Below are 23,590 nucleotides of genomic sequence, written 5' to 3'. Positions count from 1 at the left end.
CTGGCAGAACGGACACGGAAGAACGCATCATGACCGACACGACCCCCCAAGGGACCATCCCCGCCATCGGGCACGTCACCCGGATCATCGGCGCCGTCGTCGACGTCGAGTTCCCGCCGGACGCGATCCCCGCGATGTACAACGCCCTGAAGGTGACCGTGAACTCCACCGGTGAGGGCGACGAGACCCACGAGATCACCCTCGAGGTGGCCCAGCACCTGGGCGACAACATCGTGCGCACCGTCTCGCTCAAGCCCACCGACGGCCTGGTGCGCGGCACCGAGGTGCGCGACACCGGCGCCCCCATCTCCGTGCCCGTCGGGGACGTCACCCTCGGGCACGTCTTCAACGTCACCGGCGAGGTGCTCAACCTTGAACCGGGCGAGCGCCTGGAGATCAAGGAGCGCTGGCCCATCCACCGCCAGCCGCCGGCCTTCGAGCAGCTCGAGGCCAGGGAGCAGATGTTCGAGACCGGCATCAAGGTCATCGACCTGCTGACCCCCTACGTGCAGGGCGGCAAGATCGGCCTGTTCGGCGGCGCCGGCGTCGGCAAGACGGTCCTGATCCAGGAGATGATTCAGCGCGTCGCCCAGAACCACGGTGGCGTGTCCGTGTTCGCCGGTGTCGGCGAGCGCACCCGTGAGGGCAACGACCTGATCGGGGAGATGGACGAGGCCGGCGTGTTCGACAAGACCGCGCTGGTGTTCGGACAGATGGACGAGCCGCCGGGCACGCGTCTGCGCGTGGCCCTGAGCGCGCTGACCATGGCGGAGTACTTCCGCGACGTGCAGCACCAGGACGTGCTGCTGTTCATCGACAACATCTTCCGCTTCACCCAGGCCGGCTCCGAGGTCTCCACCCTGCTGGGCCGCATGCCGTCGGCCGTGGGCTACCAGCCGAACCTGGCCGATGAGATGGGACAGCTGCAGGAGCGCATCACCTCCGCCGGCGGCCACTCCATCACCTCCCTGCAGGCGATTTACGTGCCCGCCGACGACTACACCGACCCCGCCCCGGCCACCACCTTCGCCCACCTGGACGCCACCACGGAGCTGTCGCGCGACATCGCCTCCCGCGGCATCTACCCGGCGGTGGACCCGCTGGCCTCCACCTCCCGGCTGCTCGCCCCCCAGTACGTGGGGCAGGAGCACTACGACGTCGCCACCCGCGTGAAGTCGATTCTGCAGAAGAACCGGGAGCTGCAGGACATCATCGCCATCCTCGGTGTGGACGAGCTCAGCGAGGAGGACCGGGTGACGGTGGGCCGGGCCCGGCGCATCGAGCAGTTCCTGTCCCAGAACACCTACATGGCGGAGAAGTTCACGGGTGTGCCCGGCTCCACGGTGCCGCTGGCGGAGACCATCGAGGCCTTCCGCCGCATCACCGAGGGCGAGTACGACCACCTGCCCGAACAGGCCTTCTTCAACATCGGCGGCATCGACGACCTCGAGCGCCGCGCGGCCGAAATGGCGGACGCCTGACATGCCCGGCGAGCACAGCCTGAGTGTGGAGGTGGTCTCCCGGTTCGGGGGCGAGGCCTGGGTCGGCGCAGCCACCCGGGTCTCGGTCCCGCTGCCCGACGGCGAACTCGGCATCCTGCCCGGGCGCCAGCCGATCCTGGCGGTGCTCGGACGCGGCAACGTGCGCATCACGCCGGTCGACGGCGAGCCGGTCGCGGTGCCGGTGGCCGGCGGATTCTGTTCGGTCGACGGCGATGTGGTCACCGTGGCGGCCGACGTGGCCGGGGCGGGGGCCTCCGAGTCCAGCGCCCAGGTCACGGACGTGATCGCCGAGACCATCGTCATCCCCGGCGTGGGTATACGGGACTGATCATGAGCATGCCGGTGTGGGGGATTGTCGGTGCGATAGCGCTGGTGGTGATCATCCTCGCCGGCCTGTTCCTCACGCGGCTGCGTCATCTGGCGGGGCGCGTCGGCGCCTTCGAGTGCGCACTGCGTCCCACCGGCGGGCGGCACTGGATCAGCGGTATCGCCATCTTCGGCGACGACGACCTGGAGTGGCACCGGCTGGTGTCGTTATCGCTGCGGCCGCGTCAGCGGCTGCTGCGCGAAGACCTCGAGCTGGGCCCGGTGCACCACCGCGGTGAGGGCGGGCACGTCGTGGACGTGCCCTGCCGCTACCGCGGCGAGCGCTTCGAGCTGGCCATGGTGGAGGACTCCCATTCCGCGCTGGTCGCCTGGATCGAATCGGCGGCCCCCTCCCAGCCCACCCTCTTCTAGCTCAAGGGGGTAAGCCCCGACTTGTCCCTGTTTGGAGCGCTTGCGTCGGTTTGGACCGTCCCAGTGGCGCACGACGGCGGTCCAAACAGAGAGAAGCGCCGAATGGACTTGCGCGGTCCAAACAGGTGTTGATGGTCCGAGCCCGGGGACGGCAACACCCTTTGACTGACCAGTTGACATGTTTTGGTCAGTTAGTCAGGATGGGTTGCGGCGTACCCCGCGTCCCGGCCGCTGAATGGAGGCGCCATGATTCTCTGGCTCGACGACGCCGAAGCCTCCGATCGCTCACTGACGGGCGGCAAGGGCGCCTCCCTGGCGCAGTGTCGTCAGCTGGGTCTGCCCGTCCCCGACGGCTTCTGCATCACCACCAGGGCATTCCTCGCCGCCAGCCGGTCGGGTGCAGTTGATGGGCAGACGAATGGCACGCACCCGTTCCCACTTCCTCCCGGGTTTGAGTCCGCCCTGCTTGACGCCTATGACCGGCTGGGACGGCCCGCAGTCGCGGTGCGCTCCTCGGGTGCCGATGAGGACGGCCGCGAAACCAGCCTGGCCGGGCAGCACGACACTGTCCTGGGCGTGTCGGGCGCGGCCGCACTGCTAGACGCCGTACGCACCTGCTGGGCATCCGCCTTCAACGAGCGGGCCGCCGAGTACCGCCGCCGCCGGGAGATCACGGAGGCGGCGCCCATCGCCGTCGTCGTCCAAAGGATGGTGGATCCCGCAGTCTCCGGCGTGCTATTCACCCGCGACCCGCTCTCCGCGGCAGCGGATGCGGCGGTGGTGAGCGCCTCGTACGGGCTCGGGGAGAGCGTGGTCTCCGGTCACGTGGTGCCCGATGTCTTCAAGCTGAGTGCCAGCCCGCCGCGAATCCTCAGCCGAACCATGGGCTCCAAGGAGACTCGGATGGACCTGGGCCCGCGGGGCGTTGTCACCACACAGGTCCTCTCGGCCGAGCGCAACCGACTGTGCCTCGACGACGATCAGCTGCTCCGCCTGCTCGATATCGGAATGCGCCTGGAGGAGTACTACGGGTGCGCGCAGGACGTCGAGTGGGCGCTGTGCGACGGAGAGGTCGTGCTCCTCCAGGCCAGGCCGGTCACCGCCTTTGCCGGCCGGGCCGGCTCCGCCGCACCGCCTGCCGGACCGCGATCCATGCGCGCCCGAGCGGAGGAGTTGATCCGGGCGGACGTGGCTGAGCACCTGCCCTGCCCCTACCCCCTCGACTTGAGTGCCGCGCATCGGCTCGTCGAGGCCGTAGGGGCGCTGCTGTACCGCGCCGGCTTCAATCCTCCCGCCCCGGAGGCACTGCTTCAAGGCGACGCCGACGGCGTCATACGCCTGCATGCGTCCCTGCCGCCGCAGAGTCTGTGGGGGCTCACGCGCCTGCCCGCCGTCGTGGGGCGCAGCCTGCGCCACGATCCCGGGTGTTGGTCCCAGGAGGAGGCCGCTATCCGCAGACGCCTTGGTCGTCTCACCCGGTGCATCGATCGATGCGCGGAAGCCGATTCGGCAGCGCTCCTGCGACTTCTGGATCAAGCGGTCGACGCCGCCGCCCACGTCCTGCACGACCGCTACCGCAACTATCTCGTGCCTCTCGCCGTGAACCGGGCGGTCACCATGCGGCTGGCGGCAATGGCGGGTCTGGGAGACGGTGTGCAGGAGGAGGACCTCTACCGGGATCTGTCCTATGTAACCGCTGCGGCTAACGCGGGAATCTCCCGCCTCGGCGAGCGGATGCGCTCACTCGGACTGGAGCGGAGGCTGCTTCAGGACGGGCCGCGACCTTTCCTGAACGGGCTCGACGCCACGCCTGCGGGACGCAAACTTCTCGCCGAACTGCACCAGTTCCTCGATGACTACGGTGCGCGAGCCGGCTCGCCCTACCTGGCGTTCTCCGCCAGATCATGGCGTGAGTGTCCCGAGGACCTGATCGGGCTCATCGCGGTGCAACTGCGCGGAATGAACGCCTCGGCCCGCGAGCGGACGGAGATTGAGCCTCCGTCCCGGCCCGCCGTGATGCAGGACGTGACGGCTCGGTTGTCTGCGCCGCTGCGTGGCTGCTGGCACCGATCCGTGGCGCGGCAGCGCGCCCTGCACGTCGGACGGGAGGGCACCCTCTACCTGATCGAGGAGTTCTTCCTCCAGGCCCGCCGGGTCATGGCTGAGATCGCCGGCAGGCTGGTGGCCGGCGGTGTGCTGGAGGAGGCGGAGGACGTGGTCCTGCTCTACGACGCCGAGGTGCGTCGGGCGCTGACCCGTCCCGCGGAGGTGGGGCTGACAAGCCTGATCACTCGACGCAAGAACGCCCGTGCGCGGGCTCGGGAGACCTGGCTGCGCAGTTGCGGCGCAACAGACGCGGTTGAGTCGGCCGACTACCGACCCGCAGAAGGACTGGCACTGCGCGGGTTTCCGTCCGCGGCGGGCAGGGTACGCGGGCGCGCGCGGGTGATCCTCGAGCCGCGGGACTTCGGGCGCTTGAACGCCGGGGAGGTGCTGGTGTGCCCGTTCACCGACCCGTCGTGGACACCGCTGTTCTCCCTGGCCGCCGGCGTCGTCGCGGACGCGGGAGGGCCTCTGTCGCACGCCGCGATCATCGCCCGGGAGTTCGGCATACCCGCCGTGCTCGGTGCCACCGGCGCCACCGCGCGGATTAGCGACGGCGAACTGATCGAGGTGGACGGTTCGGCCGGCGTCGTCACCCGGATGTCGGTGACGGCCGAACCATCAATCCCACAACCTGCACCGGCGGAGGGCACCAACGGCAACCTTGGCTGACAGCGAATTGGGCTTGCTGGGCGGCGCCGGGCGCCCGAAGGCTCAACTTCACCGGACCGGTCCTGGGGGCCGGACAGTCAAGGCACCCAGCGGCAATATGATCGCCCCATGCGCAATACCCGGCACGCATCCGACGTCGGGGTGCCGACCGTCGTTTCTGCCCTCCCCGAGCGGATCCTCACGGCCGCCGCGGAACTCGTCGGTCAGCACGGTCCCCAGAAGACCACCGTCGCCGAGATCGCCCGAGCGGCCGGCGTCGGCAAGGGGACGGCCTACCTGTACTGGCCCAGCAAGGAGAAGTTGCTGCTGGCGCTGCTCGCCCACGAGCTGGTGGTGTGGATCCGATCCGTGCGCGCCGAGGTGGTGCACGATCCCGAGCGGTTGCGCCCGTCCCGTCTGGCGGTGCTGCTGCTGGACTCGTGGCGCCATGAAGTGGTTGAACTCATTGCCTCCGACTTATACCTGCGTCGAGTCCTCGCCGCGCACCGGGATTCTCGAGAGCTCCTGGAACGATCCATGCCGATGGAACTGTGTGTGCGTGTGTTGCCTCTGATGCGCCGGGAGGGACTTGTGCGCAGTGATACCGATGCGCACGAACAGGCCTACGTCTTCAACGCCGTGATGACCGGTTTCGTCGTCGGCAAGGTGACGGAGCGCGCGGACTCTGCGCTGATCGACCCGGCCGCCGTGTTGGCCCGCACAATCCGTCAACTGCTGGAGCCCGACACTGCGCCAACCAGATCACAGTGTGAACGACTGCTGCCCGAGGTACTCGAAGTGGTTGATCAGGCTGTAGCCAATCTGGAAGAGATGACGTACGGCGCAGCGGCGCCCGAGCGGACGGTCCGCACACGAGGATAGGGAGGGTCCCTCGGACCCCCTGTGACACGGCCTGCCTCGAGGGCGCGCCGAGGCGGACAATCGCTTTCATGAGCACAAAACGTCCCGTTACCGTCCTGCTCGGCGCCGGAGCCATCGGCACCGCCATCGCCCGGCGCGTCACCAACGGCGGCCACATCGTCGTCGCCGACCTGCGGCTCGAGAACGCGCAAAAGGTCCGCGAGCAACTCCTCGACGCCGGTTACAGCGCCGAGGCGACGACGACGGACCTGGCCGCCCCCGCCTCCATCCGTGCCCTGGCGGAGCACGCCGCCTCGCTCGGGCCGGTCACCCGCGTGATCCTCGCCGGAGGAGTCTCGCCGTCGCAGGCCGACATCCCCACCATCCTGCGGGTGGACCTGTACGGCTTCGCCGTCGCCCTGGAGGAGTTCGGCAAGGTGATCGCCCGGGGCGGCTCCGGCGTCGTCATCTCCAGCCAGTCCGGCTACCGCATGCCCGCGCTCACCCGTGAGCAGGACGCCCTGCTGGCGACCACCCCCGTTGACAAGCTGCTAGACCTGCCGCTGCTCGCCGACGGCGCCATCACCTCCACGCTGCACGCCTACCAGATGTCCAAGCGGGCCAATGGCCTGCGGGTGCGGGCGAACGCCGTCACCTGGGGGGAGCGCGGTGCTCGTATCAATGCGATCAGTCCCGGCATCGTCATCACGCCGCTGGCGCGCGACGAGCTCGAGGGGCCGCGTGGCGCCGGCTACCGCAAGCAGCTCGAGCTCTCCCCGGCCGGGCGCGCCGGCACGCCCGATGAGATCGCCGCGCTGGCCGGTTTCCTCATGGGGCCGGAGGCCGGCTACATCAACGGCACGGACGTGCTGGCCGACGGCGGCGTCACCGCCTCCTGGTACTACGGGCCGCTGTCCGCGGGCGGGGCGAACTGAGTGGGGTGAGCCGCGTCATACCTACCGAGCTCGGTACGTGACGTCAACCGACCTCGGCGGGTAAGTGCAGTCGACCTTGGCGGGTAAGTGCAGTCGACCTCGGTGAGGGGGAAGCGGGTAGGCTGCCGGGGTGCGCGTCGTCATCGCTTCCTGCTCCGTGGACTACTCCGGCCGTCTGGACGCCCACCTGCCCCGGGCCACCCGCCTGATCATGGTCAAGGCCGACGGCTCGGTGCTGGTCCACTCCGACGGCGGCTCCTACAAGCCACTGAACTGGATGAGCCCGCCCGCCCGCCTGGCGGAGGTCGCCCCGGACGAGGAGGACGCCGAGGCCGGCGTCACCGCCCGCTGGGAGGTGACCGCCGCCAAGACCGACGACCGCCTGGTCATCCGCCTGTTCGAGATCGTCTCAGACACCAGCGTGGAGCTCGGCGTCGACCCCGGGCTGACCAAGGACGGGGTCGAGGCCCACCTGCAGGAGCTGCTCGCAGAGCAGGTGGAGTTGCTCGGCCCCGGCTTCCGCCTGGTGCGCCGCGAGTACCCCACCCCCATCGGCCCGGTCGACCTGCTCGTGCGTGACGGGGCCGGCGCCGCCGTCGCCGTGGAGGTCAAGCGCGTGGGCGGCATTGACGGCGTCGAGCAGCTGACCCGCTACCTGGACATGCTCGACCGCGACCCGTTGCTGACCCCGGTGCGCGGGGTGTTCGCCGCCCAGCAGATCAAGCCGCAGGCGCGCGTGCTGGCCGAGGACCGCGGTATCCGCTGCGTGGTGCTGGACTACGACGCCATGCGCGGCCTGGACGATCCCTCCTCCCGGCTGTTCTGACGGGTCGGCGTAGCCCGGCGGCGCGGGACCGGGCCCGAGTCACGGCGCGTGCGCCGTTCCCTCCCCGTCGTGCCGCACCCTCGCCGGGCGTTTAGCATCTGTCCATGCCCGCCGTCCGCTCCGCAGCCCCGCGCGAGATGTCCTACCTGCGCATCCTCGCCCAGGGGCTCGTCCCCGCCACCACCGCCCCCGACGTCGTCGAGGCGGTGCGTCGTCAACTCGCCGTGCAGGGGCAGCAGCCCTCCGCCGTACCGCACGCGCTGATTCTGCGGGCCGACGGCGCCACGGGCTCGGCAGTCGACGCCGCCTTCGCCTCCGGGCACCTGGTGCGCTCCTGGCCGATGCGCGGCACGATCCACATCACCACCTCCGCCGACCACCACTGGCTGCGCGAGGCACTCATGCACCGCTCGGACGCCTGGACGCGACAGACCGAGGCGCGCCTGGGCATAGACGACGCCGTACTGGGCCGCGCCGCCGATGCCGCCTTGACGCTCATCGGCCGGGAGGGGCCGGTGACCCGAGTCCGCCTGATCGAGGCCTGGCGGGAGGCCGGTCTGCTCGATTCCGCGGATGCATCCAGCGTGAGGACCTGGCGGCGGCGACACCTGCTGGTGCGACTGCAGCGCGCGGGCCTGCTGGTGCAGGGGCCCCGGCGCGGCAATGAGCACCTGATCATGGACGCCCGCGACCTGCCCGGCGCAGACACCGGCCCCGGCGGTAGCGGAGGAGCGGCCCACGGCGCCGCCGGGCACCGCGCTGCGCTCGCGGAGATTGCCCGTCGCTACGCCACCAGTCACGGGCCGGTGAGCGCCGCCGACCTGGCCCGCTGGACCACCCTGCCTCAGGCCGAGGCTGCCCGAGCCCTGGAGGACGCCGTCGAGATCACAAACGCCGCCGCCTACCCGGTGGACCCGGACACGGCCCGTGTGCCGCTGGTGCGGGCTCGGGCCGAGGGCGGGCTGCGGGGGAGCGTGCGGCTGCTCGAAGCGGGTGCCGGGGCGCGGCCCGGACGCGACGTGCTCTACCTGCGCGCCGACCTGCCCGAGCTGCTTGAGGGCAGCCGCCGCGCCGCCGGCCGTACCTTGTTTCTGCCCTCCTTCGATGAGCTGCATGTGGGCTACAAGGACCGGTTGTGCCTGACCGACGCCGCCGGTGAGCGGCTGATCTGCCCGGCGAGCAACGGCATGTTCCGCCCGCTGCTGGTGGATCGCGGACGGGTGGTGGCCGTGCGGCCCGTGGGGGAGGGGCTGCTGTGGGCCGACGGCGCCCGCCGCTCGGCCAGGCTGGAGCAGTCCGTGGAGCGGGCGGTGCGCCGCGTCGAGCGCCGTCTGAGCCGCTGACTGCCGCGGATGTCGTCATCTCATCCACCCCAACCCCGTGAGACAACAGACGTCTGATGTTCGTGGGTGTGTGCGATAGACTCGCGGCATGAGCAACGCCGCCATGCCCGCCGACTCCGCGTCGGCCTCCTCCAATGCGCGCCACACCACAGTTGCCTCTGGCACCATGGCCGCCGAAGCGGCACCGAGCGCGCCCTTTGCCCTTCGCGGGCGCGTGGTCACCCCGCTGCAGATCATCGACGACGGTGTCGTCGTCCTCGCCGAACGCCACATCGCCTGGGTGGGGCCGGCCACGGAGGCTGCGCGGGCGGGCTGGGCGGACCTGCTCGCCACCGCTCACAATGCTCCGGAGGGCGGCTACCTGCTGCCCGGCCTGGTGGACGTGCACTGCCACGGCGGCGGCGGCGAGTCCTTCCCCAACGCGGAAACCCCTGCCCAGGCCATGACCGCCGTCCGCGAGCACCGCCGGCACGGCACCACCAGCCTGGTCGCCTCCTGCGTCACCGCCGCCCCGGAGGTGCTCAAGGCGCGCACGCGAGTACTTGCCGACCTGTGCGACGCCGGGGAACTCGCCGGGATCCACTTCGAGGGACCATTCGTGTCCGTCGAGCGCTGCGGCGCCCAGGACCCCACCTACATCACGGACCCCGATGCCGCCCTCACCCGCGAGCTGATCGCACTCGGCCGCGGACACGTGGCCACCATGACGATCGCCCCCGAGAAGCCGCACATCACCGGCGACGACGGCGTGGTCGCTGCGCTGATCGACGGCGGTGCGTTGCCCTCCTTCGGGCACACCGATGCCGAGGCCGCCCCGGTGCGCGCCGCCCTGGCCGACGCCTCCGCCCGTATCGCCGCACGCGCTGAGGCCGGCGCTCCGGTCCGCTCCGCCCGCGCCACCGCCACCCACCTGTTCAACGGCATGCGCCCCATGCACCACCGCAAGCCCGGACCCGTGCCGGAGTTCCTCGCCGCCGCCGCGGGCGGGGAGTGCATCGTGGAGCTGATCGGTGACGGCGTCCACCTGGACCCCGCCATCGTGCGCGACATGTTCGAGACGCTGGGGCGGGAGAACGTCGTGCTGATCACCGACGCGCTCGCCGCCGCCGGCGTGCCCGACGGCGACTACGTGCTCGGCTCCCAGGCCGTCACGGTTTCCGGCGGGGTGGCCCGCCTGACCGAGGGCGGGGCGCTGGCCGGCAGCACGGCGCACCTGCTCGACGTCGTGCGCACCACCTGGCGCGGCGGGGTTGACCTGGTCGACGCCGTCTTCGCCGCCTCCTGCCAGGGCGCCGAGATCCTCGGTGACGACTCCATCGGCGCACTGGAACCCGGCCTATGGGCCGACGTCGTGGTCACCGACGCGGACCTGCGCCCGGTGACCGTGATCCGCCGCGGTGAGGTCGTGGACTGACCCGGGGCCGGGCGGCGTGCAGCTAGTGCCGGTTCGGGCCGCCCTCCGTCGGGGCCGCGGGAGCTGGTCAGCCGGGCAGCCCCAGGAGCCTGTGGGTGTAGACGGCCTGCCCGGAGTGCTGGGCGGCGTCGTCGATGATCGAGGCCAGCCGCACCCCGCGAGTGACCGGCGGCGTCCAGGCCCGGTCAATGACCTCTTCAAGCGCCTGCGGCGACAGAGAACGCAGGTAGTCGCGCGCCAGGGCGTAGGCGGCGTCGAGGTAGTCGGTCAGCACCGTCAGGTCGGCCACGCGCACGAGCGCGGCCTGAGCCGGTGTGTGGCGCCAGTCCTCGGTGTCGTCCGGCAGCGGCAGAGCGAACCGCTCCTTGAAGCCGGCGGCGGTCCACAGCATTTCGGTGCCCGCCAGGGCGGAGATCTGCATGTCGATCTCGCGGGCGGTGTGCCAGGCCAGCCAGCTGAGGGAGTCGATGCGCGGAGCGAGCTCCGGGGTGGGTTGAGTGTTCGCCTGTTCCACGGTGACCCCGTTCAGGGCGCGGTCGAAGCGCTCGCGGGAGCGATCCAGTGAGGCCTCCAGCAGGCCGAGATAGGGATTGGCGTTCGTGGGGGAGTCGGTGTGCTCGCTCATGCCCCCACCGTAGGGGCGGGCCGGGATTATGGCCAGTGACTCGGTGCCACGGAATCAGGCCGGGCTCTGACTCGTAGCGGGCGCGGCCGGACCGGACGGTGTGCTTGCGGGCAGAGTTGCGGGCCGCCCCCGAGCGATCTCAGATCGGTTGGCCGCACTGGGAGCAGAAGGTGGCGTCCTCGGTCTCCAGGTATCCGCAGGAGCGGCAGCGCAGCCGGACCACCTCGGCCGGGGCGCCCGCCGGCTTAGAAGAGCCGCCGAGTGCGGTCTGCAGGGTAGGAACCTCCTCCAGCCGCATCTGATCCTGGGCGCCTTCCGACCGCTTCCACGGTTCGGCGTCGCGGGCCTCTCCCTGGGGCGACAGCACGACGCCGGAGCCGGCCAGTCCCTCCTTGCCGACGCGTCGGATCCACTGGCCGATCCCGATCAGGATGAAACCGACGAGTGAGACGGGGAAGGACCGGAACATGCGGCCGATGTCCTGGCCCGTGTCCGAAGTACCGATCCCGGAGAAGGCGCTGAAGCCGATAAAGAAGACGCTGAAGAACATGACCAGTCCCACGCCCTGGAGCACGGCCCCGCCGTAGTAGGCGACCTTGCGCCAGGTCGGCACGTCATAGCTGCGCGGCCGTCCGCCGTTGTTCGTGTACGGGGACTGCTGGTCGGGTTTCGGGCTGTTGGTCATGCGAGGACCTCCGTTTGGGGAAGGACGCCCCACCCTAACCGACCGCCCACAAAATCACGAATCGGGAACGGGAGGTAATGCGAGTCTCTCAGAGGTCCGCATCCTAGGGCGAGATCGATGCGGCGGTGCCGGATACTGACCACTCGTGCCGGTGGACGCAGCGTCAGCGACGATCTGCCGCATTGACCGTTGGATCCTGCGGCTGATCAAGAGACGTATAGACCTCCCGGGCGGCGAAGGTGGCGTTGAGAGCTTTCGGGAAGCCGCAGTAGACGGCGGCGTGCAGCATCACTTCGGCGATCTCTTCGCGGGTGATCCCGACGTTTAGGGCGGCGCCGACGTGTACTTTGAGCTGGGGCTCGCAGCCGCCCAGAGCCGTCAGCACCCCGAGGGTTACCAGCTGCCGGCTACGCGCATCCAAGCCCGGCCGGTCGTAGACGTCTCCGAAGGCGAATGCGGCAATGTGGTGGCCCATCGCCGGGTTGATGTCGGCGAGCGAGTCGATGACGGCTCCGCCTTGGTCTCCATCGATCCGGTACAAGACGTCTTGACCATGCTGTCGCCGAGCTAGGTTCTCGGTGGATGAGATGTCGTGCTGGGTAGAGTTCATGGCTGAGGTCCTTCCGAGTAGGTGGCGAGTTTGAATTCGGTGGCCGCTAGCGCGAGTTGCAGTTGAGCGATTCGATGGCGCAGCGCGTCGCGGTGCCCGGTGAGCAGAGCGACGCGGGCGGGAATCGTCTCGGGGCCCGCGTCGACCAGCTTGATGTATCGCTGGAGATCGGCAATCGACAGGCCCGAGGCCCGCATGCGAGCGAGAAAAACTAAGCGACGAATAGTCGCCGGGGTGTAACGCCGGTGACCGACCGAGTCGCGCGTGACGGTGACCAGTCCAACACGCTCGTAGTAGCGGAGCGTGTGCGGGCTGAGCTGCAGGTGCCGGGCGGTCGTACCGATATCCCAGTCCGCCGCTTGATCATCGCGGACCAGGCCTTGCAGCGCTTCGATACCGACTCCGCCGGGTGGGTCGACCGCAAGACGCAGGGCTTGTGCTAGGGCTTCCGCATCCATACTTCGAACGCTAGGACTTCGAGTGCGCTCTAAGACAATGCGGTGCCTCGGATCGGCCGACGCGGTGACACGAAATGCACCACTTTCCCCGTCCCTGTAGGTGCAGGTCACCGCTTGACCCGCGTGATTACGGGGTTTTCCTAGTGTGGCGCGAGCGGTCCGCGTGGGAAAGTGGTGCAGATTGTGACACCTTGCTCTGCGAGTAGGCTCTGCCCGTACCGGAGAAAGGAAACCATGAGCGAGCGGCAGGCATCGGAAGGCAACCGATCCACACAGCGCGGCGGTCAGAGCCCCACGGGCCCGGCCGCCACCAGTTGGATGGAGGTCGTGCGCCTGCGCACACTGCCCGCTGCCGTCGCCCCGGTCATTCTCGGCGCCGGCGCCGCCGCGGCCCTGGGCGGTTTCTCGCTGGTGCGCACCCTGCTGGCCGCGGGCGTGGCCCTGGCGCTGCAGATCGGCTCCAATCTGGCCAACGACTACTCCGATGGCGTGCGCGGCACCGATGACGACCGTACCGGTCCGCCCCGGCTCACCGCCTCCGGCCAGGTCGCTCCGCGCCGCGTGAAGTACGCGGCCTTCGGGTGTTTCGGCATCGGCGCGTTGTTCGGACTGGCCCTCGTGGCGCTCTCCGGCCAGTGGTGGTTGGTGGCAGCCGGCGCCGCCGCGGTCGCGGCCGCCTGGTTCTACACCGGCGGCTCCCACCCATACGGCTACATGGGACTCGGCGAGGTCTTCGTATTCATCTTCTTCGGGCTCATGGCCACCGGCGGCACCGTGTACGTGCAGGCCGGGAGCGTGCCCGGGTGGGTGTGGCTGGCCGCGAGCGGGATCGGCCTGATCGCCTGCTCCCTGCTGATGGTCAACAATCTGCGGGACATCGACACCGATCCGCAGCACGGCAAGCGCACACTGGCGGTGCGCCTGGGGGAGCGCGGCGCGCGGCGGGCCTTCGTCGTCATGGTGTGTACCCCGGTGGTGATGGCCGTCCTCGTGCCGGTCTGGGCGCGCGCCGACCTTACCGCGAGGGCCGCGGAGCCGGGCTCGGTGTGGAGGCTGCTCGCCCTCGTCGCGGTGCTGCTCGTGGTGCTCACCGCTGCTGCCGTGCGCACGCTGCGGCCGGTGCTGGCCGGGGCCACCGGCCGGGCGCTGATCCCCGCGCTGCGCGACGCCGGTCTGTACGAGCTGGCCTACGGCATCGTCCTGGCCGTCGTCCTGGTCGCGCTGGTGTGAGATCCGCCGGAGTTCGGCCCGACAGTTTGCACGGCTCGGATCGCGAGGGCTAGCGTCCAGGACATGGCTGACACTCACCTGATGACCCGGACCGCTGGCAGCGCCCAGGCGCTCGCGGTCATGTGTCAGGTGTGCATGTGTCGGTGCTGTCAGGCACGCTGACCCTGTCCGTGAGGCGCGACGCCCGCCGCTAGCCCGACTCAACCCCAACTCAACTCCGCGCGACTTCTGCATCATTCGGAGGCCCCGCCGGGGCGCAAACCCGACCTGGATCGAGCGCCGCGGAAACCTTGGGACGAGCCATTGCTGCCGCCGTCCGCCTGTGCCTGACAGCGATCCTCCCTTTCGGACAACGCCATTTCCGTCCGCAGCCGCGCAACGATCACGTCGATGCGCCTTGAGGAGAACCCCCATGTCCACTCCCTCCAACCCCGTCAACAACCCCGAGCACACGCCCGACTCGCCCCCCGAACCCCAGGTCGGCGGCACCCCTGATCCCCAGGCCGGCGACGTCACCGCCGAGAACGCCGCCGACATCCTCGCCGCAGACGACACCGACGCCGCGGAGTCCTCCAAAACCTCGCGCCTTACCCGGCGGCGCTTGCTCACCGTCGGCGGACTCGCCGCCGCGGCCGTGGCCGGCGGCGCCGCATGGCTCACGCTGCGGCGCACCAACTCCGGCGTCGTCGGCGCCGCCGAGGAGCTGCCGCTGGTCATCGGCGGCGACATCTGCGCCGCCCCGCTGTACGCCGCCTACCACCAGGGCTACTTCGACGACGCCGGCCTGAACGTCACCCTCGCCCGCACCCAGCGAACCGAGGACACCAAGGACGCCCTCAGCGCCGGGAAGTACATCGGCGCCCCCGGCATCTTCTTCTCCTGGCTGGAGCCCATCTACAACGGCATCAACGCCAAGCTGACCGCGGGCTTCCACTCCGGCTGCCTGGAACTCGTGGTCAACAACGACTCCCCGATCTCCTCCTACGCGGACCTGAGGGGCGCCACCATCGGCGTTCCCTCACTGTCCTCCTCGGCCTTCGCCTACTTCTCGATCGGCCTGGCCAAGGCCGGCATCGACGTGGACCCCGAGCACGGCGACATCACCTGGACCACCATCGACGAGGACTCCCTGGGCACACGCCTGACCAACGGTGACGTCGACGCCATCATGGGCTCCGACCCGGCCCCGCTGCTGCCCGTATTCAACGGCACCGCCCACGTGGTCGAGTCCAACGAGTCCGAGCCCTTCTGCTGCTCGGTGGCCCTGAACGGCGACTTCGTCGCCAACCGGCCCGACGACGCCAAGGCACTGACCGAGGCGTGGCTGAAGGGCTCGGACTACCTGGCCGCCTCCGAGGCCAACCGCAAGGAGATCGCCAAGATCGAGGTCGACAACAACTACGTGGCCGCCGACCAGTCCCTGGTGGAGCAGGTGCTGGAGACCTACGGCTGGGAGGCCTCGGCCACCGCCTTCCGCGAGGCCATCGAGCCGGGCATCGAGGACTTCAAGCTCACCGGCTACATCGACTCCAGCATCTCCGCCGCCGAGCTCGCCGACACCGTCTACGCGGACCTGGGGATCAACCGGTGAGCGCCGCACCCCGGACGAGCGTCGCGGCGGGGCAGCCCGTTCCCGCCGACGACTTGGCCCCGGCCGGCACTGCTGCGACGCCGCCCGACCGCCCCTCTGCGACCGCGGGCCGACGTGCCCGCCTGACCCGTCTCGCCGGAGCGGCGCTTGCCGTCTGGATCCTGTATGCCGCCGTCGTCGTGGCGGTGCCCGACGCCGCCGACGCGCGCACGGCCAGCACGACGCCGCTGCTCGCCGGGGTCGGCGCCTGGATCGTGGCGCTGGGCCTGTGGACGGCGGCGGCCCTGGCGCGCCCGGGCACACCCGCCGCGGGGGCACTGGCCCACCGGCTGCCCTGGATCGTGTTCTTCGGGGCGTGGTTCATCGTCTGGCAGCTGACCACGGTCAAGTCCGGGCTGCTGGACCCGCCCTACTTCGTCGCCCCGGAGGTGCTCATCGAGGCCTTCCGCGGTGACTGGACGCTGCTGGCGAGGTGCCTGGGGTCCTCCGCGCTGCTGTTCCTGACCGGCTATGCCGTCGGGTCGGTGTTGGGCTTCATCACGGGCCTGCTCATGGGCTGGTCGCGGCGGGCCGACTACTGGCTGCACCCGCTGCTGCAGACGATTGGGCCGGTGCCCGCGGCCTCGCTGCTGCCGCTGGCGGTGCTCATCCTGCCGACGACGTACGCCTCGGCCGCCTTCATCGTCGCCTTCGGGGCCTGGTTCCCCATGGCGACCATGACCCGCGCCGGCGTGCGGGCGGTGCCCCGCTCCTACATAGACGTGGCCCGCACGCTGGGCGCCAGCGAGTCCTTCCTGGTGCGTCGCATCGCCATCCCGGCGGCCCTGCCCGACATGCTCACCGGACTGTTCACGGGCCTGGGCACGAGCCTGGCGGCGCTGATGACCGCGGAGCTGGTGGGCGTCGATCAGGGACTCGCCTGGTACATCAACTGGGTCAAGGGGTGGGCCGACTACCCGCGCATGTACGTGGGCCTGGCCGTGCTCATCATCTTCTGCCGCGCGTTGATGATTCTGCTGTTCAAACTGCGCTCCTCGCTGCTGGCCTGGCAGCAGGACCTGGTGAGGTGGTAAACGATGACTGCTTCGACGCCCTCAACCGTTTCTACGACTTCTGCGCCGGCGCAGGCGGACGCAGCGGGCACCTCCACCACCGGCGCCGCGTCGCGCGGAGCGCGGGTGCGCCTGGCCGGCATCAGCCACCACTACCCGCTGCGGCACGACGTCGACCACGGCTGGGTGCCGGCCCTCATGCGACTGGTTTCCCCCGCCGCCCGGGCCCGGTATGAGGCCGAGTCCGCCAAACCGGACCAGTTGCCGGTGCTGGATGACATTGACCTGGACATCGCCCCGGGCGAGTTCGTCTCCCTGGTGGGGCAGTCCGGCTGCGGCAAGTCCACGATCCTGCGGCTGCTGGCGGGGCTGGAGACTCCCAGCCAGGGCAGCGTCGTCGTCGACGGCGAGGCCGTGACCGGCACCGCCCCCGAGCGGGCCCTGGCCTTTCAGGACGCCACGCTCCTGCCCTGGCGCACGGTGCGGGAGAACGTCGCCCTGGGGCCACAGGCACGCGGACGCCTGGAGCCGCGGCGGGTCGAGGCGGCGCTGCAGGTGGTGGGGCTGCGCGACTTCGCCGACGCCTACCCGACCACCCTGTCCGGCGGCATGGCGCAGCGCGCGGCCCTGGCCCGGGCCCTGGTCAACCGGCCGCGCCTATTCCTGCTGGATGAGCCCTTCGGCAAGCTCGACGCGCTCACCCGCCTGACCCTGCAGGACGAGATCGCCTCCCTGTGGGCCTCGCAGGGCTTCACCGCGGTGCTGGTCACCCACGACGTGGAGGAGGCACTGCGCCTGTCCAACCGCGTCATCGTGCTCTCCGAGCGGCCCGCGCACGTGGTGGAGGACATTCGCGTGCCCGAGGGGCTGGGGCGTGACGAGGCCGCCCCCGAGTTCCAGCGGTTGCGGCGCCACATTCTGACGCTCCTGGGCCGCTGACCGGGGTAGCACAGACGACGCCCGCCCCGGCAGGAGAGTCGGGGCGGGCGCCGTCGTCGGGAAGCGAAGGGGCTCAGCGGGTGGCGGCCTCCAGGGCGACCTCCGCGTCGGGCTCGTGGGTGATGCGGTTGCGCAGGTCGCGGCGCACGATTTCAATGGACCACATCCACACGATGTGGCCGAAGAACTCCGAGAAGTGCTCCGACCAGGTCTGGGCGCCGTCGATCCAAGGGAAGGGGGTGGGCGCCCAGCCCAGCAGCGGCATGACGATGACGTGCGCGCCCACGTACACGAATACGCCGAAGACGGCGCCCTGCCACAGCTTGATCCGCGGGAAGTACTCGGCGGCGATGCAGTAGATCAGGCCGAAGACGATCGCGAAGCTGAAGTGCACGATGAAGGACATGATCGGCAGCTCGTTGTTGGAGAAGGTGATCGTCAGGTGCGAGGTCTCCGGGGACATGCCGAACCACTCCAGCATCGCCTGCGGCGGGTTCGTGTCCGAGCGGATGCCGGGCGTGCGCGGCGGGAACGGCACCTCCCAGCCGAACTTGACCAGGGCGGAGAAGGTGCCGGCAATGAGACCGACGAGTGTGGCCACGCCGACGCGGCGGCGGGAGGGCTCGGTCGAGCCGAGCAGGCGGGTGATCCAGGCGGGCATGTGGGAACCTCCGGGTATTGCGGCGGGGTCGCCGCGGCGATGATGAGCAGGCGCTTGCGGCGCGCTCATCTGGGTCGACCAACGATTTCACGGCGTAGCGCCGGTGTCCAAGCGACCCGGCGGCGAAGGTGGGTGTCGAACTCGTCAACACAACTCCAGCAAGCGCATAGGGTAAAGGTGTGATCTACTACCAAAGGAACGATGAGCACGGCGGAACCGCGCTTGGTGTTGTCAGTGCCATCCTGGCGGTCGTTCTGGTGTGCGGTCTGCGGCTGGCGGTGATGTTCTCCGCGCTCTTCGTCATTGTGGACGTGGCGGCCACGGGGGCCTTCGTACTGTTGTGCTACTTCGCGGCGCTTGGAGCCGCCTGGTACAGCGCCCACCGCTTTCTGCTGTCGCCCCGGAGCGTGCAGGTGACTGAACGCGGCATGCACATCGCCAGGGATTACCTGCCCTGGCCGCGGCGGCGCGAGGAACTTCTCGTTGTCGAGAAGCGGCGTCTGGCCAGACGCCCTCACCATCGTGCCGTTTACTACACCTCGTCTGGGCGCGTACGCGTGCGCGGACTGGAGAATATGAAGCAGTACGACGACCCCGCCGTCGCACGTCAGGCGGTAGAGGACCGACTGGACCAGGTATGGGCGGCCTGTGAGTGGGCGCGTGCGGACGCGGCCAAGAGACGCCGCCAGGTGGCCGCGGAACCGGGCGCGGACGCTCAGAAGTAGTAGGGGAACGGCGACCAATCCGGATCGCGGCGCTCGAGGAAGGCGTCGCGCCCCTCGGCGGCCTCGTCGGTCATGTAGGCCAGGCGGGTGGCCTCCCCGGCGAAGACCTGCTGGCCCGCCATGCCGTCGTCGGCCAGGTTGAAGGCGTACTTGAGCATGCGGATCGCCTGCGGCGATTTGCCGGCCACGATGCGCGCGTACTCCAGGGCCCGCTCCTCCAGCTCGACGTGGGGGACGGCCTCGTTGACCACGCCCCAGCGCTCGGCGGTGGCGGCGTCGTAGGTGCGGGCCAGGAAGAAGATCTCGCGGGCCCGCTTGTCCCCGACCTGCCGGGCGAGCAGGGCGGAGCCGTAGCCGGCGTCGAAGGAGCCCACATCGGCGTCGGTCTGCTTGAAGCGGGCGTGCTCGGCGGAGGCTAGCGAGAGGTCGCAGACCACGTTCAGGGAGTGTCCGCCGCCGGCCGCCCAGCCGGATACGGCCGCGATGACGACCTTCGGCATGGTGCGGATGAGTCGCTGCACCTCCAGGATGTGCAATCGCCCGGCCCGGGCGGCGTCCAGGCGCTCGCGCTGGGCGGCGACGGCGGCGTCGTGGTCGTCGGTGGGCGCGGCCGCGGCGGCCTCGTCTACGGCGTCGGGGCGTGACGTCCCGGCGTCCGCCCCGGCAGTGGAGGTGGCCCCGGCGTCGTCGTCGCTCTTTTCGTACAGGTAGCCGTCCCGTCCGCGCACCCGCTGGTCGCCGCCGGAGCAGAAGCCCCAGCCGCCGTCCTTGGGGGAGGGACCGTTGCCGGTGAGGATGACGGCGCCGACGTCGCCGCTCATGCGTGCGTGGTCGAGCACCCGGTACAGCTCGTCGACGGTGTGTGGGCGGAAGGCGTTGCGCAGCTCGGGCCGGTCCAGGGCCACCCGCACCACCGGCAGGTCGCGCAGCCACGTGCCGTTGGCGTCGCGCTCGCAGCCGCGGTGGTAGGTGACGTCGGTGAGTGCGCCCGGACCGTCGCCGCGGTTGGCGAATCCGGCGACGTCGCGCCAGCGGAGAGGATCGAAGATCTCCGAGACCCGCTGCGGCAGCGGGTGGGGCGACGGCTCGGCAGTTGACGACTGGCTCATGCGCACAGGGTAAGGGGAGGAGACGGCGTCTTGGTCAGCCGGTGATGTAGGCGGCCATGAGTTCGGTGCGTGAGTTGTAGCCGAGCTCGTGGAGCACATCGGACACGTAGAGGCGGACCGTGTTCTGTGAGAGGTTCAGGCGAGTCGCAATCCGTTTGTTGGTCAACCCCTTCAGCAGGCAGGCGTGGACCTCTTGGAGGTGCGGCGGCAGCTTCTCGACGGCGGCCTGCGCCTGCCGCACGGCATCGCTCCGGTCCTGCTGCACCCGGTAGGCCTCTACGAGCAGCTCGGTGGGGCGGGTGGACATGACGGGCTCGCCCCGGGCGGCACGAACCAGGGCATAGGCGACCGCCTCCGGTGGCTCGTCCTTGGTGATGAACCCGCTGACTCCCTCGGCTAGGGCATCTCTGAGGGAGTCCTCCCGCCGAAATACGGTGAACATGACGACGGCGATGCCGGGATGGTTCTGAATGATGGCGCGCGCGGTGTGGGGGCCGCTCAGCCCGGGCATGTCGATGTCGACGAGGGCCACGTCGATCTCCAGATTGCCGCGGCTGAGCAGGTCCAGCGCGGTCATTCCATCCGCGGCGGTGGCGACGACGGCGACGGGCGGCTGCGCATCGATCTGCTCGGCGAATACGGTGCGGATGAGCGGATCGTCGTCCACGATCAGGATCCGCAGCGGTGGGGTTACCTCAGACATGGGACGCTCCAGTGCGTTCCGTTAGTTCGGTGGAGTGGGTCGTTCCTGGGTGATCAGGTGCCGGGGCGATCGGGATGGTTGCCAGGACGGTCCAAGACTCACCTACCCTACTGGCGACGAGCTCGCCACCGGCCTTCTCGAAGCGGCTCGTCAAGGTGGCTAGGCCGTGTCCGCCGTGCAGTTCGGCGGGGACCTCGCGGTCACGCCAGGGCGCGGTGAAGGTGATCGCCAGGTGCTTCTCGACCGGTTCGACTACCAGCGAGAGCAGATCGCCGTCGTCACTGTACTTCAGGGCATTGACGGTGCACTCGCGAATGAGTGCCGCGAGCAATCGGCTGGCTTCGGGCCCGTACCGCGGGAGAAGACGTTCGGTATTGTCCAAGTCCGCATCAAGGGTGATGGACCGCTGCGCGAGTGCTTTCCTGCTGGTGGCGACGAGTTCGGGGATGGTAGGTTCTTCGACCTGGGAATGCGGGGATGTCGCGAGGTTGTCGATGAGCGCGCGCAGGTGACCGAGGGACTTGCGCGCGTTCGCCTCGACGGCGGCTGCTTCGGACTCGTGCTCCGGGGCCGCCTCGCGCAGCTGGCGGGTCAGGATCAGTAGGTGAGTCAGGTCCGCGGCGAGGTCGTCGTGCAGGGTGTCGGCGATGTCACGGCGCAGTTGGCGGTTGAGCGCATCGGCGGCCTCGCGAGAGGCCTTGGCCTCCCGCTCAAGTGCATTCATTCGCCCGCCAACCCATTGAAGTAACAGCCCCACACCGGCGCAGATGACGGCCCAGAGTGCCATGGGAGTGAGGAGTTCCGCGGGAGTCGTCCAAGGAGACTGGGCCGCATAGAAGATTAAAAAGATACTGGCTGCTGCTGGGAAATGGCTGTAGGTGATGAGGTCGGTCACGACGACATATGTGAGGACAGACGCCCACAGAAGATGGACTCCGGGTAATAGGTAATAACAGAGCGATGGTCAGAGTCGCCGTGAACGCGACTGCGCCGACGTGCCGGTACCGTATGTAGAGCGTGAACGCGAGAACCTGCACCACTTCCCAGAACGGGGACACGATGGTCGACGAAGTGAGAAGTGTGTGCAGGTCCAGAGCGAAGACCAGTATCGCACTCAGTGCGAGTGCTGGGACTCGGGGGTGAAAGTGAAGCGCCCGTAGCGTGGAGGGGATCATTTCAAATGGCACATCAAGGGTACCGGTAAGTACCTACACCAAGGTGGGTTGGTTGATCCCTCAGGTGTGATAGTCTCCGTTGTAGGGGCAGTCGGAGCTAGTAGCGCTGCTATCAGAATGAACGTCGTTGCAATACGATGCATGTGACACTTGTTTACCATCGTCTACTCTTCTTCGATCCGGTTGCCATCTTCGTCAACGTAGTACCCTTCATCGTCGATCTCCTGGAAACTCAAGCGGCCGTCCTGAATCTCCTCGGCGAAGTGCTCGCGTGTCATCAGGCGCACTTGGCGGCCGCGCTTCATCATTTCCTCGTGGTTGAGGGTGGTGTTCCAAGGCTTCTCAAGGGTGATGATGATGACCATGTAGAAGATCCAGGTCACCAGGGTGAGGGTGAGTATTGAGGTCGACGCTAGCAGCGCAGCAGCCGTAAAGCCTGCTACGGCTGGGCAGATGAGCGAGATGACAGTCAGGGTCGGTCCCTCGGGGTCCTGCGACCGCTTGGCTCGCATGATCAGCCGCGACGCCGTCGCGTCGAGAACCTCCCGTATGACTGCGGCCACGATCGCGAATGCGACCACGCGGTCGATGGTCAGGCCCATGTGGGTCAGCGCCGACCAGATCCCTGTGACGATGCCAAGACCGAGTCCGTAGAGCAGAGCCATGAAGGCCCTCCCGGAGGCCAGCGCCCACAGCGGGATCGCCGGGCGCCAGCGGGAGCCGGATTCCTGTGTTGTGGTCGCCATGGGTTCTCCTGATTGGAGTTTGTCCGTCGATCTGCGATCAGCCGATACCTTTCAGGGTGAGTATAGGGAAAGTATGAGCCGAATCATAGACTGATCTTTGTCAGGGTTGTCGTGCGAGGCCACTGCACGAGCCGGATGTTCCGCATGGTGTCACTGCTGCCGGCCGGGATGTTATCGGTCGTCTCCCTCTGGTGCGGGGATCTTCCCGTACAGCCAGTAGAACAGCAGGAAGGAGGTCAACGCCGTCGTGGCGAGCACCAGGACCGCGGGCAGGGGCTCCACCAGCAGGACGCCGATCAGCGCCATGGCAGATACCTGCACGACGAGTTCCAGCGCCTCGCCGAGGAACTGGCCCACGTGTGACTTGGAAACGAAGTCGCCCCAGAGGATCACCACTACCAGCCAGGTCAGCATCAGAAGTGGCGGCAGCCAAACCAGCGTGAGACCACCGTACTTGGGTCTGCCGACGGGTAGAAGGGCGACTGCTGCCAGGGCGAGGTACATCGGCGCCGTGACCATGACAACCATCACCGCGAGCACGACGTACCCGCGTAATTCCTGCAGCGACCTTTTCATGCGGGACTCCTTCGGAACTAGGCGAGAAGCATCGGTTCAGAAGGTCGGTCTAATTGTTGCCTTCACGAAGTCGCAGCCACTGAATGAATGTGCCCAAGACCGCGGTTATCCACGGCGTTGGTGTCAGTGTGACCGCGCGTAGGCTGGCGCCATCGAGAATGGTGAGCGCGATGACTGAGAGCATTAATACGAGGCAAAAGCTCCCAACCAGTATCGTTATCGTTCTCCCTGAAGTGCGGTAGGTGGTTTTCATTTCCGGCTCCTCGTTGATCCTTCGGGCGTGCGCGTGGGTTGACCTCGACGCTCCGGTCGGTGCGGCAGCTGTACCGACG

General features: G+C 69.0%; 25 protein-coding genes. 14 read left to right on the top strand and 11 right to left on the bottom strand.

Annotated features, from left to right (window positions below):
* Positions 1 to 29 precede the first annotated feature (29 nt).
* The 9 genes from atpD (at position 30) to C3B71_RS11270 (ending at position 10,373) form a co-directional block, all read left to right on the top strand.
* Positions 30 to 1,481, top strand: coding sequence for a F0F1 ATP synthase subunit beta (gene atpD / locus C3B71_RS11310; RefSeq protein WP_108968124.1), 1,452 nt, complete (start codon positions 30 to 32; stop codon positions 1,479 to 1,481).
* A 1-nt stretch (position 1,482) separates the two neighbouring features.
* Positions 1,483 to 1,830 carry a F0F1 ATP synthase subunit epsilon gene (locus tag C3B71_RS11305; RefSeq protein WP_073328717.1) on the top strand — a complete coding sequence of 116 codons (348 nt, stop codon included), beginning with the start codon at positions 1,483 to 1,485 and terminating at the stop codon, positions 1,828 to 1,830.
* Positions 1,831 to 1,832: 2 nt separating this feature from the next.
* A complete protein-coding gene (locus C3B71_RS11300) occupies positions 1,833 to 2,240 on the top strand; it encodes a DUF2550 domain-containing protein (RefSeq protein ID WP_170866463.1) in 408 nt (135 codons plus the stop codon).
* 246 nt (positions 2,241 to 2,486) lie between these two features.
* Positions 2,487 to 5,015, top strand: coding sequence for a PEP/pyruvate-binding domain-containing protein (locus C3B71_RS11295; RefSeq protein ID WP_108968122.1), 2,529 nt, complete (start codon positions 2,487 to 2,489; stop codon positions 5,013 to 5,015).
* A gap of 108 nt (positions 5,016 to 5,123) precedes the next feature.
* Complete coding sequence (locus C3B71_RS11290; protein WP_108968120.1) at positions 5,124 to 5,876, top strand: TetR/AcrR family transcriptional regulator; 753 nt, start codon at positions 5,124 to 5,126, stop codon at positions 5,874 to 5,876.
* A gap of 68 nt (positions 5,877 to 5,944) precedes the next feature.
* The gene (locus C3B71_RS11285) at positions 5,945 to 6,790 is read left to right on the top strand and encodes an SDR family oxidoreductase (protein ID WP_108968118.1); all 846 of its coding nucleotides are present in this window, start codon (positions 5,945 to 5,947) and stop codon (positions 6,788 to 6,790) included.
* 130 nt (positions 6,791 to 6,920) lie between these two features.
* Complete coding sequence (gene nucS / locus C3B71_RS11280) at positions 6,921 to 7,616, top strand: endonuclease NucS (RefSeq protein ID WP_073328730.1); 696 nt, start codon at positions 6,921 to 6,923, stop codon at positions 7,614 to 7,616.
* 104 nt (positions 7,617 to 7,720) lie between these two features.
* Positions 7,721 to 8,959 carry a DNA glycosylase AlkZ-like family protein gene (locus tag C3B71_RS11275; RefSeq protein ID WP_108968116.1) on the top strand — a complete coding sequence of 413 codons (1,239 nt, stop codon included), beginning with the start codon at positions 7,721 to 7,723 and terminating at the stop codon, positions 8,957 to 8,959.
* A gap of 166 nt (positions 8,960 to 9,125) precedes the next feature.
* The gene (locus C3B71_RS11270; protein WP_108969855.1) at positions 9,126 to 10,373 is read left to right on the top strand and encodes an N-acetylglucosamine-6-phosphate deacetylase; all 1,248 of its coding nucleotides are present in this window, start codon (positions 9,126 to 9,128) and stop codon (positions 10,371 to 10,373) included.
* A 67-nt stretch (positions 10,374 to 10,440) separates the two neighbouring features.
* On the opposite strand, the gene C3B71_RS11265 is transcribed toward C3B71_RS11270, so the two are convergent.
* From C3B71_RS11265 to C3B71_RS11250, 4 genes are all read right to left on the bottom strand, one after another.
* Positions 10,441 to 10,998 carry a mycothiol transferase gene (locus C3B71_RS11265; protein ID WP_108968114.1) on the bottom strand — a complete coding sequence of 186 codons (558 nt, stop codon included), beginning with the start codon at positions 10,996 to 10,998 and terminating at the stop codon, positions 10,441 to 10,443.
* 139 nt (positions 10,999 to 11,137) lie between these two features.
* Positions 11,138 to 11,683: a zinc ribbon domain-containing protein gene (locus tag C3B71_RS11260; RefSeq protein WP_073328738.1), complete on the bottom strand. Its 546-nt coding sequence runs from the start codon at positions 11,681 to 11,683 to the stop codon at positions 11,138 to 11,140.
* 163 nt (positions 11,684 to 11,846) lie between these two features.
* Entirely contained in the window at positions 11,847 to 12,293 is a 447-nt protein-coding gene (locus tag C3B71_RS11255) for a carboxymuconolactone decarboxylase family protein (protein WP_073328740.1), read from the bottom strand.
* On the bottom strand, positions 12,290 to 12,751 hold the full coding sequence (locus C3B71_RS11250) for a MerR family transcriptional regulator (RefSeq protein ID WP_073328743.1): 462 nt from the start codon (positions 12,749 to 12,751) through the stop codon (positions 12,290 to 12,292). The genes C3B71_RS11255 and C3B71_RS11250 overlap by 4 nt, the downstream gene beginning before the upstream one ends.
* Positions 12,752 to 12,985: 234 nt before the next feature.
* Here C3B71_RS11250 and C3B71_RS11245 point away from each other — a divergent pair, with 234 nt between their 5' ends.
* The 4 genes from C3B71_RS11245 to C3B71_RS11230 all read left to right on the top strand — a co-directional run bounded on the left by C3B71_RS11245 (position 12,986) and on the right by C3B71_RS11230 (position 17,563).
* Positions 12,986 to 13,981 carry a 1,4-dihydroxy-2-naphthoate polyprenyltransferase gene (locus C3B71_RS11245; RefSeq protein ID WP_108968112.1) on the top strand — a complete coding sequence of 332 codons (996 nt, stop codon included), beginning with the start codon at positions 12,986 to 12,988 and terminating at the stop codon, positions 13,979 to 13,981.
* Positions 13,982 to 14,393: 412 nt separating this feature from the next.
* Positions 14,394 to 15,572, top strand: a complete 1,179-nt coding sequence (locus C3B71_RS11240; protein WP_108968110.1) for an ABC transporter substrate-binding protein — start codon at positions 14,394 to 14,396, stop codon at positions 15,570 to 15,572.
* The gene (locus tag C3B71_RS11235; protein WP_108968107.1) at positions 15,569 to 16,645 is read left to right on the top strand and encodes an ABC transporter permease; all 1,077 of its coding nucleotides are present in this window, start codon (positions 15,569 to 15,571) and stop codon (positions 16,643 to 16,645) included. Before C3B71_RS11240 ends, C3B71_RS11235 begins: the two co-directional genes overlap by 4 nt.
* 3 nt (positions 16,646 to 16,648) lie before the next feature.
* The gene (locus tag C3B71_RS11230) at positions 16,649 to 17,563 is read left to right on the top strand and encodes an ABC transporter ATP-binding protein (protein WP_108968105.1); all 915 of its coding nucleotides are present in this window, start codon (positions 16,649 to 16,651) and stop codon (positions 17,561 to 17,563) included.
* A 73-nt stretch (positions 17,564 to 17,636) separates the two neighbouring features.
* Here the strand turns inward: C3B71_RS11230 and C3B71_RS11225 are convergent, their stop codons facing one another.
* Entirely contained in the window at positions 17,637 to 18,224 is a 588-nt protein-coding gene (locus C3B71_RS11225; RefSeq protein ID WP_108968103.1) for a YagU family protein, read from the bottom strand.
* Positions 18,225 to 18,403: 179 nt separating this feature from the next.
* Here C3B71_RS11225 and C3B71_RS11220 point away from each other — a divergent pair, with 179 nt between their 5' ends.
* Positions 18,404 to 18,949 (top strand): hypothetical protein, encoded by a 546-nt coding sequence (locus tag C3B71_RS11220; RefSeq protein WP_108968101.1) that lies wholly within the window; start codon positions 18,404 to 18,406, stop codon positions 18,947 to 18,949.
* On the opposite strand, the gene C3B71_RS11215 is transcribed toward C3B71_RS11220, so the two are convergent.
* The 6 genes from C3B71_RS11215 to C3B71_RS15960 form a co-directional block, all read right to left on the bottom strand.
* Positions 18,940 to 20,058 (bottom strand): 1,4-dihydroxy-2-naphthoyl-CoA synthase, encoded by a 1,119-nt coding sequence (locus tag C3B71_RS11215; protein WP_108968099.1) that lies wholly within the window; start codon positions 20,056 to 20,058, stop codon positions 18,940 to 18,942. The genes C3B71_RS11220 and C3B71_RS11215 overlap by 10 nt on opposite strands.
* A 34-nt stretch (positions 20,059 to 20,092) precedes the next feature.
* Complete coding sequence (locus tag C3B71_RS11210; protein WP_073328766.1) at positions 20,093 to 20,761, bottom strand: response regulator; 669 nt, start codon at positions 20,759 to 20,761, stop codon at positions 20,093 to 20,095.
* On the bottom strand, positions 20,754 to 21,656 hold the full coding sequence (locus C3B71_RS11205; protein WP_146752359.1) for a sensor histidine kinase: 903 nt from the start codon (positions 21,654 to 21,656) through the stop codon (positions 20,754 to 20,756). The genes C3B71_RS11210 and C3B71_RS11205 overlap by 8 nt, the downstream gene beginning before the upstream one ends.
* Positions 21,657 to 22,100: 444 nt before the next feature.
* Positions 22,101 to 22,682 (bottom strand): hypothetical protein, encoded by a 582-nt coding sequence (locus C3B71_RS11200; RefSeq protein ID WP_108968095.1) that lies wholly within the window; start codon positions 22,680 to 22,682, stop codon positions 22,101 to 22,103.
* Between the two features lie 171 nt (positions 22,683 to 22,853).
* On the bottom strand, positions 22,854 to 23,258 hold the full coding sequence (locus C3B71_RS11195; RefSeq protein WP_108968092.1) for a hypothetical protein: 405 nt from the start codon (positions 23,256 to 23,258) through the stop codon (positions 22,854 to 22,856).
* A 49-nt stretch (positions 23,259 to 23,307) separates the two neighbouring features.
* Entirely contained in the window at positions 23,308 to 23,511 is a 204-nt protein-coding gene (locus C3B71_RS15960; protein ID WP_146752358.1) for a hypothetical protein, read from the bottom strand.
* Positions 23,512 to 23,590 lie beyond the last annotated feature (79 nt).

This window comes from Actinomyces sp. Z16, assembly GCF_003111765.1.
In the GTDB taxonomy this organism is placed as follows: Bacteria; Actinomycetota; Actinomycetes; order Actinomycetales; family Actinomycetaceae; genus Actinomyces; species Actinomyces glycerinitolerans.
This window is presented reverse-complemented; position numbering and strand designations above follow the sequence as displayed.

Bases quoted from the DNA above. Each gene is read 5' to 3' on its own strand.
- atpD (WP_108968124.1), top strand. From the start codon at position 30: ATGACCGACACGACCCCCCAAGGGACCATCCCCGCCATCGGGCACGTC.
- C3B71_RS11305 (WP_073328717.1), top strand. From the start codon at position 1,483: ATGCCCGGCGAGCACAGCCTGAGTGTGGAGGTGGTCTCCCGGTTCGGG.
- C3B71_RS11300 (WP_170866463.1), top strand. From the start codon at position 1,833: ATGAGCATGCCGGTGTGGGGGATTGTCGGTGCGATAGCGCTGGTGGTG.
- C3B71_RS11295 (WP_108968122.1), top strand. From the start codon at position 2,487: ATGATTCTCTGGCTCGACGACGCCGAAGCCTCCGATCGCTCACTGACG.
- C3B71_RS11290 (WP_108968120.1), top strand. From the start codon at position 5,124: ATGCGCAATACCCGGCACGCATCCGACGTCGGGGTGCCGACCGTCGTT.
- C3B71_RS11285 (WP_108968118.1), top strand. From the start codon at position 5,945: ATGAGCACAAAACGTCCCGTTACCGTCCTGCTCGGCGCCGGAGCCATC.
- C3B71_RS11275 (WP_108968116.1), top strand. From the start codon at position 7,721: ATGCCCGCCGTCCGCTCCGCAGCCCCGCGCGAGATGTCCTACCTGCGC.
- C3B71_RS11270 (WP_108969855.1), top strand. From the start codon at position 9,126: ATGGCCGCCGAAGCGGCACCGAGCGCGCCCTTTGCCCTTCGCGGGCGC.
- C3B71_RS11265 (WP_108968114.1), bottom strand. From the start codon at position 10,998: ATGAGCGAGCACACCGACTCCCCCACGAACGCCAATCCCTATCTCGGC.
- C3B71_RS11260 (WP_073328738.1), bottom strand. From the start codon at position 11,683: ATGACCAACAGCCCGAAACCCGACCAGCAGTCCCCGTACACGAACAAC.
- C3B71_RS11255 (WP_073328740.1), bottom strand. From the start codon at position 12,293: ATGAACTCTACCCAGCACGACATCTCATCCACCGAGAACCTAGCTCGG.
- C3B71_RS11250 (WP_073328743.1), bottom strand. From the start codon at position 12,751: ATGGATGCGGAAGCCCTAGCACAAGCCCTGCGTCTTGCGGTCGACCCA.
- C3B71_RS11245 (WP_108968112.1), top strand. From the start codon at position 12,986: ATGAGCGAGCGGCAGGCATCGGAAGGCAACCGATCCACACAGCGCGGC.
- C3B71_RS11240 (WP_108968110.1), top strand. From the start codon at position 14,394: ATGTCCACTCCCTCCAACCCCGTCAACAACCCCGAGCACACGCCCGAC.
- C3B71_RS11230 (WP_108968105.1), top strand. From the start codon at position 16,649: ATGACTGCTTCGACGCCCTCAACCGTTTCTACGACTTCTGCGCCGGCG.
- C3B71_RS11225 (WP_108968103.1), bottom strand. From the start codon at position 18,224: ATGCCCGCCTGGATCACCCGCCTGCTCGGCTCGACCGAGCCCTCCCGC.
- C3B71_RS11215 (WP_108968099.1), bottom strand. From the start codon at position 20,058: ATGAGCCAGTCGTCAACTGCCGAGCCGTCGCCCCACCCGCTGCCGCAG.
- C3B71_RS11210 (WP_073328766.1), bottom strand. From the start codon at position 20,761: ATGTCTGAGGTAACCCCACCGCTGCGGATCCTGATCGTGGACGACGAT.
- C3B71_RS11200 (WP_108968095.1), bottom strand. From the start codon at position 22,682: ATGGCGACCACAACACAGGAATCCGGCTCCCGCTGGCGCCCGGCGATC.
- C3B71_RS11195 (WP_108968092.1), bottom strand. From the start codon at position 23,258: ATGAAAAGGTCGCTGCAGGAATTACGCGGGTACGTCGTGCTCGCGGTG.
- C3B71_RS15960 (WP_146752358.1), bottom strand. From the start codon at position 23,511: ATGAAAACCACCTACCGCACTTCAGGGAGAACGATAACGATACTGGTT.